This is a genomic window from Nitrospirota bacterium, assembly GCA_015233895.1.
In the GTDB taxonomy this organism is placed as follows: Bacteria; Nitrospirota; Thermodesulfovibrionia; order Thermodesulfovibrionales; family Magnetobacteriaceae; genus Magnetomonas.
The window spans coordinates 120,384-136,002 of record JADFXG010000002.1; the positions used below are offsets into that span (position 1 = coordinate 120,384).

16 protein-coding genes and 1 tRNA gene are annotated in these 15,619 nt (G+C 41.8%); 11 read left to right on the top strand and 6 right to left on the bottom strand.

Annotation, left to right across the window (positions count from 1 at the left end; genetic code table 11):
• Positions 1–51: 51 nt before the first annotated feature.
• Positions 52–3,240 carry a tetratricopeptide repeat protein gene (locus tag HQK88_02695; protein ID MBF0615707.1) on the bottom strand — a complete coding sequence of 1,063 codons (3,189 nt, stop codon included), beginning with the start codon at positions 3,238–3,240 and terminating at the stop codon, positions 52–54.
• A complete protein-coding gene (locus HQK88_02700; protein MBF0615708.1) occupies positions 3,237–3,749 on the bottom strand; it encodes a DUF4062 domain-containing protein in 513 nt (170 codons plus the stop codon). The genes HQK88_02695 and HQK88_02700 overlap by 4 nt, the downstream gene beginning before the upstream one ends.
• 134 nt (positions 3,750–3,883) lie before the next feature.
• Here HQK88_02700 and HQK88_02705 point away from each other — a divergent pair, with 134 nt between their 5' ends.
• Complete coding sequence (locus tag HQK88_02705) at positions 3,884–4,186, top strand: transposase (GenBank protein MBF0615709.1); 303 nt, start codon at positions 3,884–3,886, stop codon at positions 4,184–4,186.
• 152 nt (positions 4,187–4,338) lie between these two features.
• Here HQK88_02705 and HQK88_02710 read toward each other — a convergent pair whose 3' ends face one another.
• On the bottom strand, positions 4,339–4,602 hold the full coding sequence (locus HQK88_02710; protein ID MBF0615710.1) for a hypothetical protein: 264 nt from the start codon (positions 4,600–4,602) through the stop codon (positions 4,339–4,341).
• A gap of 156 nt (positions 4,603–4,758) precedes the next feature.
• A tRNA-Arg gene (locus HQK88_02715) sits at positions 4,759–4,835 on the bottom strand.
• Positions 4,836–5,011: 176 nt separating this feature from the next.
• Here HQK88_02715 and HQK88_02720 point away from each other — a divergent pair.
• The 3 genes from HQK88_02720 to HQK88_02730 are packed head-to-tail and all read left to right on the top strand — an operon-like array spanning position 5,012 to position 7,586.
• The gene (locus tag HQK88_02720; protein MBF0615711.1) at positions 5,012–6,463 is read left to right on the top strand and encodes an amino acid permease; all 1,452 of its coding nucleotides are present in this window, start codon (positions 5,012–5,014) and stop codon (positions 6,461–6,463) included.
• 22 nt (positions 6,464–6,485) lie between these two features.
• A complete protein-coding gene (locus tag HQK88_02725; GenBank protein ID MBF0615712.1) occupies positions 6,486–7,145 on the top strand; it encodes a DedA family protein in 660 nt (219 codons plus the stop codon).
• 24 nt (positions 7,146–7,169) lie between these two features.
• The gene (locus HQK88_02730; GenBank protein ID MBF0615713.1) at positions 7,170–7,586 is read left to right on the top strand and encodes a hypothetical protein; all 417 of its coding nucleotides are present in this window, start codon (positions 7,170–7,172) and stop codon (positions 7,584–7,586) included.
• A gap of 102 nt (positions 7,587–7,688) precedes the next feature.
• Here HQK88_02730 and HQK88_02735 read toward each other — a convergent pair whose 3' ends face one another.
• Positions 7,689–8,252: a septal ring lytic transglycosylase RlpA family protein gene (locus HQK88_02735; protein ID MBF0615714.1), complete on the bottom strand. Its 564-nt coding sequence runs from the start codon at positions 8,250–8,252 to the stop codon at positions 7,689–7,691.
• A 199-nt stretch (positions 8,253–8,451) separates the two neighbouring features.
• On the opposite strand from HQK88_02735, the gene HQK88_02740 reads away from it, so the two are divergent.
• Positions 8,452–9,375, top strand: a complete 924-nt coding sequence (locus tag HQK88_02740) for an FAD:protein FMN transferase (protein MBF0615715.1) — start codon at positions 8,452–8,454, stop codon at positions 9,373–9,375.
• 54 nt (positions 9,376–9,429) lie between these two features.
• Here the strand turns inward: HQK88_02740 and HQK88_02745 are convergent, their stop codons facing one another.
• Positions 9,430–9,660: a hypothetical protein gene (locus tag HQK88_02745; GenBank protein MBF0615716.1), complete on the bottom strand. Its 231-nt coding sequence runs from the start codon at positions 9,658–9,660 to the stop codon at positions 9,430–9,432.
• Positions 9,661–9,887: 227 nt separating this feature from the next.
• On the opposite strand from HQK88_02745, the gene rpmI reads away from it, so the two are divergent.
• The 6 genes from rpmI (at position 9,888) to HQK88_02775 (ending at position 15,524) form a co-directional block, all read left to right on the top strand.
• Positions 9,888–10,085: a 50S ribosomal protein L35 gene (gene rpmI / locus HQK88_02750; protein ID MBF0615717.1), complete on the top strand. Its 198-nt coding sequence runs from the start codon at positions 9,888–9,890 to the stop codon at positions 10,083–10,085.
• A gap of 58 nt (positions 10,086–10,143) precedes the next feature.
• Positions 10,144–10,500 (top strand): 50S ribosomal protein L20, encoded by a 357-nt coding sequence (rplT, locus tag HQK88_02755; protein MBF0615718.1) that lies wholly within the window; start codon positions 10,144–10,146, stop codon positions 10,498–10,500.
• 4 nt (positions 10,501–10,504) lie between these two features.
• The gene (pheS, locus tag HQK88_02760) at positions 10,505–11,536 is read left to right on the top strand and encodes a phenylalanine--tRNA ligase subunit alpha (GenBank protein MBF0615719.1); all 1,032 of its coding nucleotides are present in this window, start codon (positions 10,505–10,507) and stop codon (positions 11,534–11,536) included.
• 3 nt (positions 11,537–11,539) lie between these two features.
• On the top strand, positions 11,540–13,669 hold the full coding sequence (locus HQK88_02765; GenBank protein MBF0615720.1) for a phenylalanine--tRNA ligase subunit beta: 2,130 nt from the start codon (positions 11,540–11,542) through the stop codon (positions 13,667–13,669).
• A gap of 58 nt (positions 13,670–13,727) precedes the next feature.
• The gene (locus tag HQK88_02770; GenBank protein ID MBF0615721.1) at positions 13,728–13,907 is read left to right on the top strand and encodes a hypothetical protein; all 180 of its coding nucleotides are present in this window, start codon (positions 13,728–13,730) and stop codon (positions 13,905–13,907) included.
• Between the two features lie 237 nt (positions 13,908–14,144).
• Complete coding sequence (locus tag HQK88_02775; GenBank protein ID MBF0615722.1) at positions 14,145–15,524, top strand: hypothetical protein; 1,380 nt, start codon at positions 14,145–14,147, stop codon at positions 15,522–15,524.
• Positions 15,525–15,619: the final 95 nt, after the last annotated feature.

A 15,619-nucleotide genomic window follows, 5' to 3' on the forward strand; every position in this document is an offset into this window, starting at 1 on the left:
GATTTCTAACCGCAATTTTTAGGATTCTTAACATATATGGCATATGGATTTCTATGTCTGAGCATCCGTAAGCATCTGTCGTGCATTGGCAAGTCCTTCTATATTCGGAGCAGCACGCTCAAGCAGGTTCAGGTCAATAAGAGCCAGTTTAACGACGCCTTTTGCTGAACATATTGTAAGTGCCTTACGATAGGTCTCAAGAGACGCCTGGCTATCTCCGCTTGCAAGCAATGCCAGAGCAAGTTTATAGAGCTGTTTAAAGAGATCCGGCGTCTTTTCCAGAATCTCCCGGCAAATAGAGATTCCGCGCTTTATGGAATCTTCGGCATCTGCGGACTTGCCTTTTTCGAGCAAAAGTAAACCTAATAGAACAGCACTTTGACAGTTATCAAGGGGGTACTCTAATTTCAAAGACTCACGGTAATATTGTTCAGCATCACTCAGGTTGGAGTGGTAATGAAAGGCATATGCAAGATTTAAAAGAACATATGAGATTTGCACATAATCCTCAACGTTTTTTGCGATCTCAAGCGCTTGCAAAAAATATTCGACTGATTTATTAAAATCCTCTTCTATAAAGCAGACATAGCCAATGTTACCAAGAGTCTCTACTTCACCACGCTTGTACCCAGCCTCTCTGGCTATTGACAAAGCCTGCTCATAGTAGTCAATTGCCTTGCGTGTTTCGCCGAGATTTGAATAGACAATGCCAAGTCTATCAAGCCACCATCCTTCAACGCTCCTTTCCTTAATCTCTCTAGCTATCGCTAAAGCCTGCTCATAGTAGTCAATTGCCTTGCGTGTTTCGCCGAGAACCGAATAAGCATCACCAAAGTTACCAAGCAGTGTTCCTTCAAATTTCATCTCCCCAATCTCTCTGGCTAGAGCTAAGGCCTGCTCATAGTATTCAGTTGCCTTGCGTGGATCGCCTTTCTTAAAACAAGCACTGCCAAGACTGCCAAGCTGGTATCCTTTAAGGCGCTTGTCCTCAATCTCTCTGGCTAGAGTTAAAGCCTGCTCATAGTAGTCAAATGCCTTTTGTGTTTCACCTTTATTAAAATAAGCACTGCCAAGACTGCCAAGCCACCATCTTTCATGGCAACTGCCACCATCCTCTCTGGCTATAGATAAAGCCTGTTCAAAGTATTCAATTGCCCTGTATGTTTCGCCGAGATTCGCATAGGCAGTGCCAAAGTAAAGAAAGTTTGCACAAATAGCACCTTTATTGTTGTCGTTTACGATCTTGAGTGCTTGTTCCAAACACAAGAGAGACTTATACTTCCTGCCTATATCCATATATACTAAACTAAGATAGCTGAGGTTCACTATATTAAGATATATGTCTTTTAATTTTCCGATAAGTTGTTCGCGCTTTGCGATCACAGTTTCATGATATCCCCAGCGTTGCAGGTATTTGTAATCTATGCTATCTAACACGCTTTCTGCCTTTTCATATTGCCCGGCGCGCATCAGATGGTCAATCTCCTGCAATTGGGGCTCAAGGTCATTGATTGTTCCCCACTCTTCAGGTTTTAGCTGCTTTTCCCTGAAGAACTCTGCCGCCTTTTGATGAAACCACGAACGGGTAGGCAAGACGGCTTTTTCATCCTTGCCTTTACCATTATCCGATGTTTCACTCTCAGGGATCCTCTCATAGACACATGACCTTATAACCGGTTGCATGTCATAATAGTCATTGTCAAGGATTATGAGGCAGTTCCAAATAAGACGCGCCAATATAGCCGTTAAATCTTGTTCTTTTATATGAGGGAGTAGGTAGTTAATAGCCTCCAGCGGTGTTGATTTCGAAAATATTGATAATGCCGATAAAGCAAGGCGGGCATCTTGAGATAAGCCCTCGATCTGTTGCGAAATAAGTTTTTTAAGTCCCTTTTCGACATTACGATCATGAAAGTCAAACTCCAGAAACAAATTGTCATCTTTAAGAATATTGACTAGCTTTCTACCAGGATAATGGGCGCGAAGGTATCCAATCATTGATACTAGAGCCGCGGGAATGCAATGGACTCGCTTCACAAAAGCCCGCAGCACCTCTTCGTCCTCGTCATCAAGGCCGCATTTGGCACCTTCCTCCTTTAGATAGTCTATCGCATAATCCTCCGGCAGTCCTTCGAGGTCTATCGATTTGATTTTCTGGCTTCCATTAAACTTTGGTATTGCCCGGCTGGTAACGATCAACCTGACGTTATGCTTTATAGCTGCTGCGGCTTCCAGAAAATCACGAACTTCGGCATCCTTTATGCTATCATCGGTGTCAAGCAGGTCTTCGAAGTTGTCCATAACGAGCCATACAGTACCAACTTTGCTAAGCTCTTTGAAAAAAAACTGCAGTTTTCCGGTAGATGTCATCTTGCTTGCGTAAGCGTCCTCAAATTCATCCTTTTTCCCTGCTATTTCGCCGGCCCCGTCAAATATTTTACCCAGGATATTCTTTTCCTCCTTAGCGCATTTAATGTACAATATCCCATGGACGTCATCGGCTTCTATGCTGGTTCTGGGCGCTATCTCATTGAGCACCCTTGTGACCAGTTCTGTCTTGCCATAGCCTCCCGGAGCTATGATCACAACAAGTCGATTGTCATCGCTACGAAGGCAGTGCAAGATCGTGCCCAGCTTATCTTCACGATCTTTAAACAACCCGCTAAGCTGCGGGAGTAGTATAGGGATTCGATCACACTTGTCTGATTTCGGGAGTGGAGGGATTGGATCACACTTGTCTACTTTCGGAGCTTCTGGTGGCTTTGGTGGAAGTTTATCAATCGCATAAATTACTTTATTTGCAAGATCTTTGGGAGTAGTAAAAAATTTAAGTGATTTTTCGAGCTTGAATTCATTTCTCAATGCGTTGATGCGCAATTGATCTTGTGCGTCACCAAAGTGTCTGTGATGCCAGTCCTTTTTTTCGTCAAGCAAAAAAATTAGTGTTGATTTACCTGCATCTGCTGCTTTCCTGTATTCGAGTTCAGTTATTGATTTGCCATAACCGGGAGGAATGAAACCGTAACGCCATGCAAATATTCCAACATAGATATCGCATCTGCTTACATCAGCAAGACATTTATCAACAGGCCGTTTGTCATCCGATACATAATTTTCCATGAATATAGGATCGGTTTGGATCTTTTCCAGTTCCTTAATTACCGCAGCACGATGTTTTTTCAAATCATCAATAGTTGATGAGACATACACCTTTTTTAAATAAGATGATTCGGCACTCATAGTCCCTGTTCCTCCTTTTGCTGACCATCTGGTGGCCTTTGATACTTACCAACCGCAGTCATTACCTTAATTGCAAGATCTTGGGGATCAGTAAAAAAGTTACACGTTGTGACGAGCTTGAGTTTACTTCTCAATTCGTTGATGCGCGATTCATCTTGTGCGTCACCGCAGTATTCGTCAGGCAAGCAGACATTTTCGTCGAGCGTGAATATCAACGTTGGAATCTTTAAATCGATTGCTTTCCTGTATTCGAGTTCAGTAAATGATTTGTAATAACCTTCAGGAATGTCACCGTAACACCTTCCAAAGATCCCAACGTAAATGTCGCAGTTACTTACATCCTCAAGACATTGCTCAATAGGAGATTTGCTCGCCGCTACATATTTTTCCATACAGACCAGTCTGGTTTCCATCTTCTCCAGTGCGTCTATCAGCTCAGCACGATATCTCTTCAAGTCATTAGAAGTTGATGAAATATACACTGATAAATCATGTTTTTTTGTACTCATTTGTCCTCCCATAAGACTGATACGCAAATCACCTGCCCTCGTTTTGCTTAGCGTTTACAATATTAATAAAACATATTATCACTTTCTGATAATGTGTGTAAAGAAAGGGGCTGTTAAAGTGTGAGTTGTTGGGTTTGCCACGGTCAAGTTATTATTATAAATCAAGGGGTAACTCTGCTTATAACGTTATGCTGATGAATATTATAGACAAACAATACACAGAGAGGCCATTTTATGGAGTACGACGTATGACGGTATTCTTAAAGCGTTGTGGCCATAGTATAAACCATAAGCGTGTAGCAAGGCTAATTTGCTTAATGGGACTGGAGGCTATATACCCTAAAAGAAAACTAAGTCGAAAGGACAAGGAGCATATAATATATCCATACCTACTGAAGGAGCTGGAAATAACAAGGAGTAATCAGACAACAAAGTAGAAATCGGCACGCCTCTGGATTATGGGGCTATCCAACAATTCGGGGGTAAGGCAGGGAGGAATAAGCGAGTTAACCTGCACGTCTATTTCTCATGATTCAGGATGAGGATGTTGTTTTGATTAGCAAAGAATTAAAAGACTATTTAGAGGGGATTACTTAAAAAACTTAAAAAGAGCGAAGATAATTCCTATTTGGCTTGCCCAAAATATAAACAACCATCTTAATGTTTCAGATTTGGATTTTTCTATCTCTGCTTTTACAGATTCTATTTTGATTTCAAGATTTGATATATCTTCTTTTGTCGCAAGCCCCTTTTTTGCTTCTGTATCAATTTTATTAATCACCTCAACAAAAGCATCAGTGCCCTCATCGCCTAATTTCTCTCTTAAAGGCCTTGGAATCGTTATTACTGTCATAACTTCTATATCACGCTAAAAATTTCCTGTCATCACCCTTGACAATTCCCTATCGGAGTGGCTAAAGGGTAATTTCTATAGTCAACAATGGTCAACAGCCCTTTTTAAAAACTCCTCAGAGAATCTTTATAGAATGGCTAATTAAAAGGTAATAGCTGGTGCCCTCTGCGAGATTCGAACTCACGACCCCAGGATTAGGAATCCTGTGCTCTATCCTACTGAGCTAAGAGGGCTGCCCACGAAAGTTTACATGTTTTTTGTTTTTATTGTCAAATTAAATTGCAGCTTTGATTTTCTCACAGTTACTACTATGGGCAGCATTTGTTATCTAACTTTTTTCTGCTAAATATGCTAACATAGCTCAGTTTAACTTTTAATATTAAATTTTACTTTAGAATGCGATAAGAAAATGATTAAACGGCTACTTTTAAAAAAAGACATAAATTCGCTTTTATCAGGGGCATTCGATGAGTCCACTGGGCTCAAAAGAGCGCTGAGTACCTTTGAGTTGGTTTCACTCGGTGTGGGTGGAATTGTAGGGGCAGGCATTTTTGTGTTGACAGGTAATGCCGCAGCCCAGTATGCAGGGCCTGCTGTGACGCTGTCTTTTTTGCTTGCGCTTGTGGCCTGTGGTTTTGCAGGGTTTTGTTATGCAGAGCTTGCCTCTATGATACCGGTTGCAGGGAGCGCTTACACGTATGCCTATGCCTCTATGGGCGAATTTATAGCGTGGATAATTGGCTGGGACCTCATCCTTGAATACTTCCTCGGTGCTACCACAGTAGCCATAGGCTGGTCAGGTTACGTTGTCAGTTTCCTGAAAGACTTAGATATCACTTTTCCCAAAAAACTAAGCGGACCTCTCATTTCTTATGATGCCACGCTGCATAGTTGGCATTTAACCGGAAATATCTTTAATTTACCTGCCTTTACCATTATATTTATAGTAACCATCCTGCTGATTACCGGCATAAGAGCCTCATCACGAGCCAACACTGCTATTGTGGTAATAAAGGTTGCTATCTTACTTGTGTTTATAACAACTGGCCTTTTTTACATAAAACCGGAGCTCTGGCATCCGTTTATACCACCAAACACGGGGACATTCGGTTCGTTTGGAATGAGCGGCATACTCAGGGCGGCTGGGCTTGTTTTCTTTGCCTATATCGGCTTTGACAGTGTTTCCACTGCGGCATCTGAGGCTAAAAATCCTCAAAAATCACTACCAGTGGGTATATTAGGCAGCCTTGCTATTTGCACCTTACTATACATATCAGTCTCACTCATTTTGACAGGTATCGTGCATTATTCAAAATTAGGCGGACCTGCTCCCATTGCAACTGCCACTGACGCTATGGGGCTTACGTTTCTGGCCACACTCATCAAGATAGGTGCAATTGCAGGACTTACCTCTGTTATCCTTGTTCTTATCTTAGGACAGACCAGGATTTTTTACGCAATGTCTAAGGACAACCTGCTTCCTCCGATGTTTTCACTTATTCATAAAAGATACAGAACCCCGCACGTGTCAACCATAGTAGTGGGTGTTGCCGCCTCTTTAGCCTCCACCCTGTTGCCGATAGATATAGTTAGTGAGCTTGTCAGCATAGGCACTCTGCTGGCGTTTTTCATTGTCTGCGCAGGCGTACTGATACTTAAATACACCCGCCCTGAAATAAAACGCATATTCAGGGTTCCGTGGGGACCGGTTATACCTGTAGGAGGTATGATTTCTTGTCTCTATCTTATGGCAGCTCTGCCTTCAGGAACATGGTACAGACTGGTCATCTGGCTGATTTTGGGTTTAATTGTTTATTTTACCTACAGTATAAAAAAATCTTCGCTAAATAAGATAACTTAATGTTATCATAAAGCCGCTGATTATGGAATATCTTTTAAAAGCGCTTGACATGCTGATGCACCTCGATAAGCATCTTACTGATTTAACTGCCGTGTATGGGCAGTGGACGTATGCCGTGTTGTTTACTATTGTGTTTTGTGAAACAGGGCTTGTTGTTACTCCGTTTCTGCCGGGGGATTCGTTGCTTTTTGCAACTGGCGCCATATCAGCCCTTGGCACTTTGAGTCCCATAAAATTAGCCGGTACTCTTTTTTTGGCAGCCATCATAGGGGATAATACCAACTATTGGATAGGCCGATTTCTGGGCCCAAAGGTATTCAGCAAGGAGGACTCAATTATTCTTAATAAAAGGCATCTTGAGCGAACCCAGAAATTTTACGAAAAATACGGCACAAAAACTATTGTCATCGCCCGTTTTGTTCCAATAATCAGAACATTTGCTCCATTTGTTGCAGGCATCGGCAAGATGCGCTACAGTAAATTCATCTCATTTAGTCTCTTAGGAGGTTTGCTGTGGATTTCTCTTTTTATTTCCGGAGGATATTTTTTTGGAAACATCTCTGTTGTTAAGAGAAATTTTACAATCGTTATATTTGTTATAATAATCTTATCTGTAATGCCTGCTGTTATTGAGGTTTTGCGGCATAAATTTGAAAAAAGCAATACTCATAAGATAAACTGATTATACTAAAAAAAAGGAGTGAGGATGAAAACGATAGCCTTGTTAGTTAATAAGGGTACTATGCCTATGATGAGTTTTTCCTTAAAAGGCTTTGAAAAGATAGTTGATATCCGGTATGTAAAGGATGTTGCTCAATTAATGCAGGTCTTTTCCATGCAGCAGGAATGTTGTATGGCCATATTAGAAACTAAGATAAACGAAACGCTTATAACGGATTCACTCCCGGAAATACGCAAGAAATTTGAAAATGTAAAATTATTGCTTATTGACTCAGGCGATATAGCACAGGAGCAGATAATAGAGCTGATAAGAACCCATATGTGCCATAGTGTTGTGCTTAAACCCTTTACAGCACAAAAAATCTCAGACAACATATACACACTGTGCGGATTCCCGAAACCAAGTAAATCGTGGTACGAACACACCAAAAAAATAAACTGAAATGAAATAATAAACCACAGATTAACTTGGATGGATACAGATTATGGTGTTAGATTATCCATTCCCATCTGTGGTCAGGAATCTTTTTTCTCAATCAGAAAATCAGTCAACTGCAATTTTTTCTGTTTCAACCCCTTCAGTCTCACGCATAAGAGTGTCCGGCATTTGTTGTTGAATTTCAATGCCTGAATCGTCAGCAATCCCATTATCAGCGGGCAAACCATAGTCATAACGTGTCATATCAGCAAGAGCGAGCATATGTCTTTTTGTAAGGTCAGCTAAGTCTATATACGAACCGTCTGATAAAACAACTTCAAGGCTTACACGGGCTATACCCATTCTGTCAAGACCAATGTCCTTTGCTGCGATATATGATAAGTCTATTTCCTTTTTCCTGCCCCTGGGGCCCCTGTCGTTAATAACGACCACTGTTGACTTACCATTTGCGATGTTTGTTACCCTTACGAGTGTTCCAAAGGGAAGTGTTTTGTGTGCTGCAGTGCGTTTGTTCTTTTGGAAAACCTGGCCGGATGCAGTTTTCCTGCCGTTGTGTCTTTTCCCATACCATGATGCCTTATATGATGCTGCCTCCACACTAATCTCAAAAATTAAAAGCATCGAAACAATACATAAGACTATAGATAGCAAAATTCTTATCCTTTTCATTTTACCCCCTTGCTTATTGGACGAAAATCTGTACCCCAATACAGATTTTAAATTATATTTCGCAGTGAGCTATCTTAGCATATAATTAAGGCTTTGTCAAGAAAAAAATTTTAAGATGTAACATCAATGGCTTGAACAGAAATACCGTTTCGTGTATCATAATTATAACTCTGCTTGTGTAATCCGGGTTAATGAACAAATGCAAAAACTGAGAACACTTAAACTTTTCACCTTTCCTTTTACTGCTATGGGCACATCGTGCACACTTTTTATCTATAGCACTCAGAACCGAGCTAATAAAGCCGCCCAATATGCCATATCTGAGGCCAGAAGAATAGAGGCTCGATACTCAAGATACCGTTCTGACAGTGTTTTATCTAAAATTAACCGTGCTGCCGAGGTTGGTGCCTCTGTTAAGGTTGATGAGGAGACTGCTGCAATACTTGATTATGCGTATTCCTGTTATCTAAAAAGCGGCGGATTGTTTGACATCACATCCGGAGTTTTGCGCAGGGCATGGGATTTTTCACGTTCCTCACTGCCAAATCAACAATCAATAGATGAGCTTTTACCTCTGATAGGTTTGGAAAAAATTATATGGGAATCTCCACGCCTCACATTTACAATTCCAGGGATGGAAATGGACTTTGGTGGAATCTGCAAAGAGTACGCATCGGACAGGGCAGCCGATTTGTGTAAAGAACAAGGGATCAAACACGGACTGGTTGACTTAGGAGGTGATATTACCGTTATTGGCCCAATCCCTGACGATAAACCATGGCACATAGAAATACGCAATCCTGAAACGCCCGACACAGCAATAACTACAGTAGATGTAATAAGCGGCTCTTTGGCAACCAGCGGCAACTATGAGAGATATATGGATGTAGATGGCAAACGATATTGCCATATCCTAAACCCGCTCACTGGCTGGCCTGTATTCGGGTTATCCTCTGTAAGTGTGCTGGCTCCGCAATGCCTTATAGCTGGTAGTGTCTCAACAATTGCAATGTTGAAAGAAAAGGAGGGTATTCAGTGGCTTTCAGACATGGGATTACCCCATGTATGGGTTGATGACAATGGAGTAACTGGAAAGATGCTGCCTGAACTGATATCGCTTTAGATATGTGTAATATTGATTATTTGTCTGCCCCCAAAGGGGGCAGACAAATAATCATTAGGCATAAATATCAATGGATTTTCCGCTTTTCCCATTTTCAGCAGTGTTCTTACCCAGGGTGTCCAATAAGCTAAGGCTTTTTGCTAATGTCTGTGCAGGTGTTGTTGCACTTTTGGGCGCACTTTGCTGTGTGCTCTTACTCTGAACATTTTGAGCTTGAGACTTCACCTTACTGCTTGCTCCTGACGTTACACGTGGCATCCCACCACCTATACTGTTAACAGACATCAGACCCTCCTTTAATACAATTTCTTGCTTATTTACGGACTAGTTAGCTAATAAACCTTATCGGTTTGTTTAGCATAAAACTTTAATTGCTGTTTATGGCTATAATAATTAGAAAAAAACATTTTTAACGGTAACAAATTTTTGAGTTTTTTAGCTTGTAAAAAAATAAGAAGTGTGTTACAATCCTTCGTTAGGAAAGTTTTTTACTATATCAGGAGGGCATAGAAATGCCAAAGATGAAGACTCACAGGGGTGCAGCTAAACGGTTCAGTAAGACTGGCACAGGTAAGATAAAGAGAAACAAGGCCTATAAGAGCCATCTGATGACTGGAAAACCTGCAAATCGTACTCGCAAGTTGAAAAAGTCCGCCATAGTGGACAGCACTCAGCATAAGAACACAGCGAGAATGATACCGTATTTATAGTTTTTTTTTATTATAAATCGTGTAAATAGAAATTCAAATGAAGTCAGGAGGGGTATAAATGCCCAGAGCAAAAGGTGGATTTAAGACAAGACGCAGAAGAAAGAAGCTGCTGGATAAGGCACGCGGTTACTATGGCGGCAGAAGTAAGCTATACAGAGTGGCCTGCGAGGCGGTAGATCACGCCCTTACACATGCCTACACAGACAGGAAATTGAAAAAACGGGAATTCAGAGCTCTTTGGATAATCAGAATAAACGCAGCCGTAAGAGCAATAGGGCTTACCTACAGCAAGTTCATAGCCGGCTTAAAAAAGGCTAACATCGAGCTTGACAGAAAAGTCCTTGCAGACCTTGCACTTAACGACATAGCCCGTTTTAACGAGATAGCAGAATCTGTAAAGGCCAACTTAGCATAGGTGCGTGGATTACCTTGAATTAAGAAATTCATTTCTCAGTGAGCTCCACAGTGTGTCAAACACGGTGGAGTTACAGGCACTCCGCTCAAAATATACCGGCAAAAAGGGTGTAGTCACTCAGAAACTCAAAGAGATGTCAGCTGCGCCCAAAGAGCAGCGGGCGGCACTCGGTAAAGCAGTTAATGAAATCAAAGACTTTATCGAGACACAGGTAAAGGAAAAAGAGACCGCCCTTTCCAAAAAGGACACTCGCAGCTACGTTGATTTAACGCTTCCCGGAGCTTACATAAAGCCAGGCGGCAGGCATCCGGTAAAAATTATACTTAATGAAATCATAGATATTTTTGTTTCAATGGGGTTTGCCGTTGAAGATGGCCCCGAGGTGGAAACCGACTACTATAACTTTGAAGCGCTCAACATTCCTCAAAACCATCCGGCAAGGGATATGCAAGATACGTTTTATATAAAACCGCTGGGGCATACTGCCGCAACCTCAAGCTTGGAATCAAACGTTGTGCTAAGAACTCATACTTCACCGGTTCAGATTCGTGTCATGGAAAAAAAGAAACCGCCCCTTATGTTTATAGCCCCCGGAAAAGTCTATCGTTGTGATTCCGACACATCGCATACACCAATTTTTCATCAGGTGGAGGGACTTATGGTGGATGAGGGAATAACGTTTGCTAATTTAAAGGCAGTGCTTGAGGCTTTTTTGCACATCGTGTTTGGGCCCGATGTGCCGGTGCGTTTCAGACCGAGTTTTTTCCCATTTACAGAGCCATCGGCGGAGGTTGATTTGTGTTGTTTTGCCTGTAAGGGCTCTGGCTGCAGGGTGTGTAAGAACTCAGGGTGGATAGAGATACTGGGGGCAGGAATGGTTGACCCAAGGGTGTTTAATAAGGCAGGGATTGACACAGAGGTATATTCCGGGTTTGCTTTTGGGCTTGGGATAGAAAGAATAGCCAGCTTAAGGTACGGGATTGATGATATACGGCTTTTTTATGAGGGTGATTTGAGATTTCTGAGGCAATTTTAACTTATGCTATTACCGTTTGAATGGTTAGCGGATTTTATCGAAATAACTGAGCCTCCTGACAAAGTCTCTGCTATGCTTACTATGGCAGGGCTTGAGGTGGAGGCTGTTTATGGAGAGGGACACGACTCAGTATTTGAGGTAAACATAACTCCAAACAGGGGGGATTGTCTTAGTGTGTTGGGGTTAGCCAGGGATCTTTCGGCAATAACGGGAAAACCACTAAAATTAAACGACAAAGACAACAGCGTTATACAAACATCAGAAGAAATATCGGTTGAGATAACTGACACTGATTTGTGCATGCGGTACTCGGGGAAAATACTACGCGGGGTAAAAGTTACGAAATCTCCCGATTGGTTGATAAAACGGCTTGAAGCTGTGGGAGTGCGTGCAATCAACAACATTGTGGACATCACAAATTATGTCTTGTTTGAATTGGGGCAACCGCTTCACGCCTTTGATTTACGCAAACTGCGTGGAAACACCATACGGGTAAAAAGAGCAGGCGGGGCGGTTAAAGTACGTGTGCTTGACGGGACAGAGAGAACTGTTACAGGCGACAGCCTGTTAATTTGGGACGGTGAGGGCGCAGTTGCAATCGCCGGTGTGATGGGATGTGAAGGCTCTGAGGTAACTAATGAAACGACAGATATATTTCTTGAGAGCGCCTGGTTTTTACCTGAATCTGTACGTAAAACATCAAAAACACTTGGGCTTCGTTCGGAGTCTTCTTTTCGGTTTGAAAGAGCAACCGATATTGGCGGCACAGTTAGGGCGATAGACAGGGCTGCTGAGCTTATACTTGAGCTTTGCGGAGGCTCTGCAATGACTACCACAGATGTTTACCCACACAGGTACGAACCTGTTAATGTAGCGCTGAAAAGCAAAAACGTTAAAAGACTGCTTGGTGTGAATATTTCCGATGATACGATACGGGGTATTTTGGAACGTCTTGGATTTATCGTCTCAGGCAATAACGGAGTCTTCTCTGTATCAGTTCCCTCGCATAGAACTGACATTGAACTTGAGGCCGACCTTATAGAGGAAATAGCAAGAATTCACGGTTACAACAATATACCCTCTGTGATGCCGCGTGCCGTTGTCAGTGCTAAGGTAAGCAAGCATAAAGAAATATTATTGAGACCGCTAAGAAACCAGCTCAGACAGGCCGGATTTACAGAAACGATAAACTATAGTTTCATGCCACTGGATACGCTGGATACTTTTTTAATACCGGATTGGGATGAAAGACGAAAAGTGGTTGAGGTGCTAAATCCGCTTAGCAAAGAGCAGTCGGTGCTGAGGACTTTCTTACTGCCTGCGCTCATTGAAAACCTTAAATTAAATTTTAACTTCAGGCAAAATGATATACATCTATACGAGGCCGGCACAGTGTTCATAAACGATGGAAACGTGCTTCCAAAGGAGAGTTTTAAGCTCTCAATGGTTTCCTATATTGGAGCAGCTAAGAAATTATGGTCGGATGATACACCAATATTTTATAAATTAAAGGGGATTGTAGATGCGATAAAAGAATCTCTTTGGCCAGCAGACGAGAGGGACACTGAAGATGGGATATTGTTGTCATATGAGCATGATATTGGGCTGACACTTTCTGAGCAGCCTTTTCTTTCCGCTACGAACTCTGGTAGGATTGTGATTAAAAGAAAAAATGATGCGATACCTATCCCTATCGGGTATATTGGTCTCCTTAGCCCTGAGGTTATGCACAAACTTGGTTTAAAGATGCGAAATTCCGCAGTTGGAGTTGTTGAGTTATCTCTTAATGAGATTTTTAATGTAGGTCAATTGCCGTTGAGATACAGGCCATTTCCAAAGTACCCTTCGATAGTGCGGGATGTGGCTATAGTGGTTAACTCGGTTACCAGACCTGAAAAAATATATGAGTCAATCGAGGCTTACAAAAACACGCACAACATCGATTTAATCGAGTCGGTGGAAATTTTCGATGTTTATACCGGAAAATCAGTGGGTGAAGGGAAAAAGAGCATTGCCTGTCATATTGTGTACAGATCGGCTGAAAGAACCCTTGTGGATACGGAGATAGATGATCTGCATGGACGTGTCGTCAGCTTTTTATTAGAAGAAACCGGAGGGTCTCTCAGAAGTTAGGCAGTGTGCATCCTTTGGGTGCGCGAGTTATCTTAAAATAGTGTAAGGAAAATAGAAAATGAAAAATGTGGAAATGTCACTTTCAGGCAATATTTTAACAATAAAGGTTGATATATCAAAAGAATTTGGTTTATCCTCCTCAGGCAAAACCATTATTATAGGCTCAACTGAGGGTAACCAGAGTGTTGACGGAGCAGAAACGGTGAAGGTTGGCCTTAATGTGTACAAAAAGAAATAACTATTCCAAATAACCCCCCAAACCAACTTTAAAAAAGGGTATTCAATGTTACCACAGCGCATAGCAGTGGAGTATTAAAAATGAAAAAAACCACTGTTCATGCGGGTCTGTAAATTTTACGTCCTCCATGCTAAAATTAATTAAAAAATTTCTCTTTCAATGTTAAAATATAATAATTACAAAAAAATGCTTGTTTAATAAAAAACGAGAAAAAAGCCAGCAATAAAGGAGGTCAACATGAAAGAGATATTTAAATATATAGTGGTTCTTGCAGTTGTTATAACACTTTCGTACACTACTGTTACGGAATGTGCGGACAACAGCACCATTGCAAGCCCCTTTGGGTTTCACCCCGCAAGTGTTTACAAAAGTGGATATACTAAAGGAGCCTTTGACGCAGCAAACGATCTTGGCCTGAAATGGACGCGTGAGACCGTGTACGCATATTGGTCTGTAGTTCAACAAAAGCTTTCAGTCAAACAATATGATTTCACCCTCCTCGACAAACAGTTTGGTGCCGTCCCTAAAGGAATAAACATTCTTGGAAACATAACTGCACATGACCTCACCTCAAGCGGATATACAAAAACTGGTTCTTACATACCCACAGACACATCCTCATATGTGGCCTTCGTAAAGGCAGTAGTGGAGCGTTATGACGGTGATGGTACAGACGATATGCCTGGACTCAAAAACCCTGTAAAATATTGGCAGGTGGACAACGAACCAAGTTTAGAAATCGCAGATGGTTTCGCCACCCTGCAGAAAATAACGTATAATGCTATCAAGGCAGCCTGCTCAGACTGTACGGTACTTATGGGGGGTGTACCCGGCACTCCTCCGGCAGATACGTATCTGCAAGATTTCGAGAAAAACTACAAACCCTTTATAACCGAACTTAACGGAAACTACGTGGATGCCTTTGACTTCCACTGGTATGGTAACGCAACCGGTGACTATAAAGGCATAAAAGATGTCTATAACAGTATACGGCAAACACTCGATGATGCCGGCTTTACCTCTGCGCCTATATGGATTACTGAGCTTGGCTCCTATAGCGGCAAACCCTCTGACGAGGATTATTCTCAGACAGAAACTCAACAGGCTGCTGACTATGTAAAGCGCTATGTTTATGCTCTTTCTATCGGGATAAAAAAGGTGTTTGTAGCCTTCGGTATAATCGAGGGTTTTAAAAATACCGACAGTTACTTCGATCACACAGGGGTCATTTACGACGGAGTGGGTACAAATGACATGGGCGTGGGAGTCAAAAAACTTGCCTACTACGCATACAAGAAAATGGTGGAAACTCTTGATGGCTGTGACTGGTCCACTTCTGAAGAGGTTTTACAAGATAACGACATCTACGTGTACAGGGTTCTCAGAAACAATAAACCTCTCTACATAGCCTGGAATGACTCCGGAAACAGTAAATATGTGACCATATCTGAGACCGGTTACAGTACGGCTAAGGTAACGAAAGCCGTACCCCCGTATCTAAACGGAGCTAATGTAGCTAGCTATAATAGTGCCTTTAGTTCAGAAACTCATAACTTCCAGGGAGGGAGTGTATCGGTAAGTGTTGGACAAGTACCGGTTTACATAGAACTTAATTGAACGTAATAAAATCTTGACAAAGATTGTGCTTTAGTGCTAACTTACAATAGTGGTGGAGTAGAAATGAAAAACAAATCGGCTACTGTCGGATGAGG

Coding starts and splice junctions, on each gene's coding strand:
- HQK88_02775 (MBF0615722.1), top strand. CDS start 14,145: ATGAAAGAGATATTTAAATATATAGTGGTTCTTGCAGTTGTTATAACA.
- HQK88_02700 (MBF0615708.1), bottom strand. CDS start 3,749: ATGAGTACAAAAAAACATGATTTATCAGTGTATATTTCATCAACTTCT.
- HQK88_02765 (MBF0615720.1), top strand. CDS start 11,540: ATGCTATTACCGTTTGAATGGTTAGCGGATTTTATCGAAATAACTGAG.
- HQK88_02770 (MBF0615721.1), top strand. CDS start 13,728: ATGAAAAATGTGGAAATGTCACTTTCAGGCAATATTTTAACAATAAAG.
- HQK88_02740 (MBF0615715.1), top strand. CDS start 8,452: ATGCAAAAACTGAGAACACTTAAACTTTTCACCTTTCCTTTTACTGCT.
- HQK88_02725 (MBF0615712.1), top strand. CDS start 6,486: ATGGAATATCTTTTAAAAGCGCTTGACATGCTGATGCACCTCGATAAG.
- HQK88_02695 (MBF0615707.1), bottom strand. CDS start 3,240: ATGAGTGCCGAATCATCTTATTTAAAAAAGGTGTATGTCTCATCAACT.
- rplT (MBF0615718.1), top strand. CDS start 10,144: ATGCCCAGAGCAAAAGGTGGATTTAAGACAAGACGCAGAAGAAAGAAG.
- HQK88_02745 (MBF0615716.1), bottom strand. CDS start 9,660: ATGTCTGTTAACAGTATAGGTGGTGGGATGCCACGTGTAACGTCAGGA.
- HQK88_02720 (MBF0615711.1), top strand. CDS start 5,012: ATGATTAAACGGCTACTTTTAAAAAAAGACATAAATTCGCTTTTATCA.
- HQK88_02730 (MBF0615713.1), top strand. CDS start 7,170: ATGAAAACGATAGCCTTGTTAGTTAATAAGGGTACTATGCCTATGATG.
- HQK88_02735 (MBF0615714.1), bottom strand. CDS start 8,252: ATGAAAAGGATAAGAATTTTGCTATCTATAGTCTTATGTATTGTTTCG.
- rpmI (MBF0615717.1), top strand. CDS start 9,888: ATGCCAAAGATGAAGACTCACAGGGGTGCAGCTAAACGGTTCAGTAAG.
- HQK88_02710 (MBF0615710.1), bottom strand. CDS start 4,602: ATGACAGTAATAACGATTCCAAGGCCTTTAAGAGAGAAATTAGGCGAT.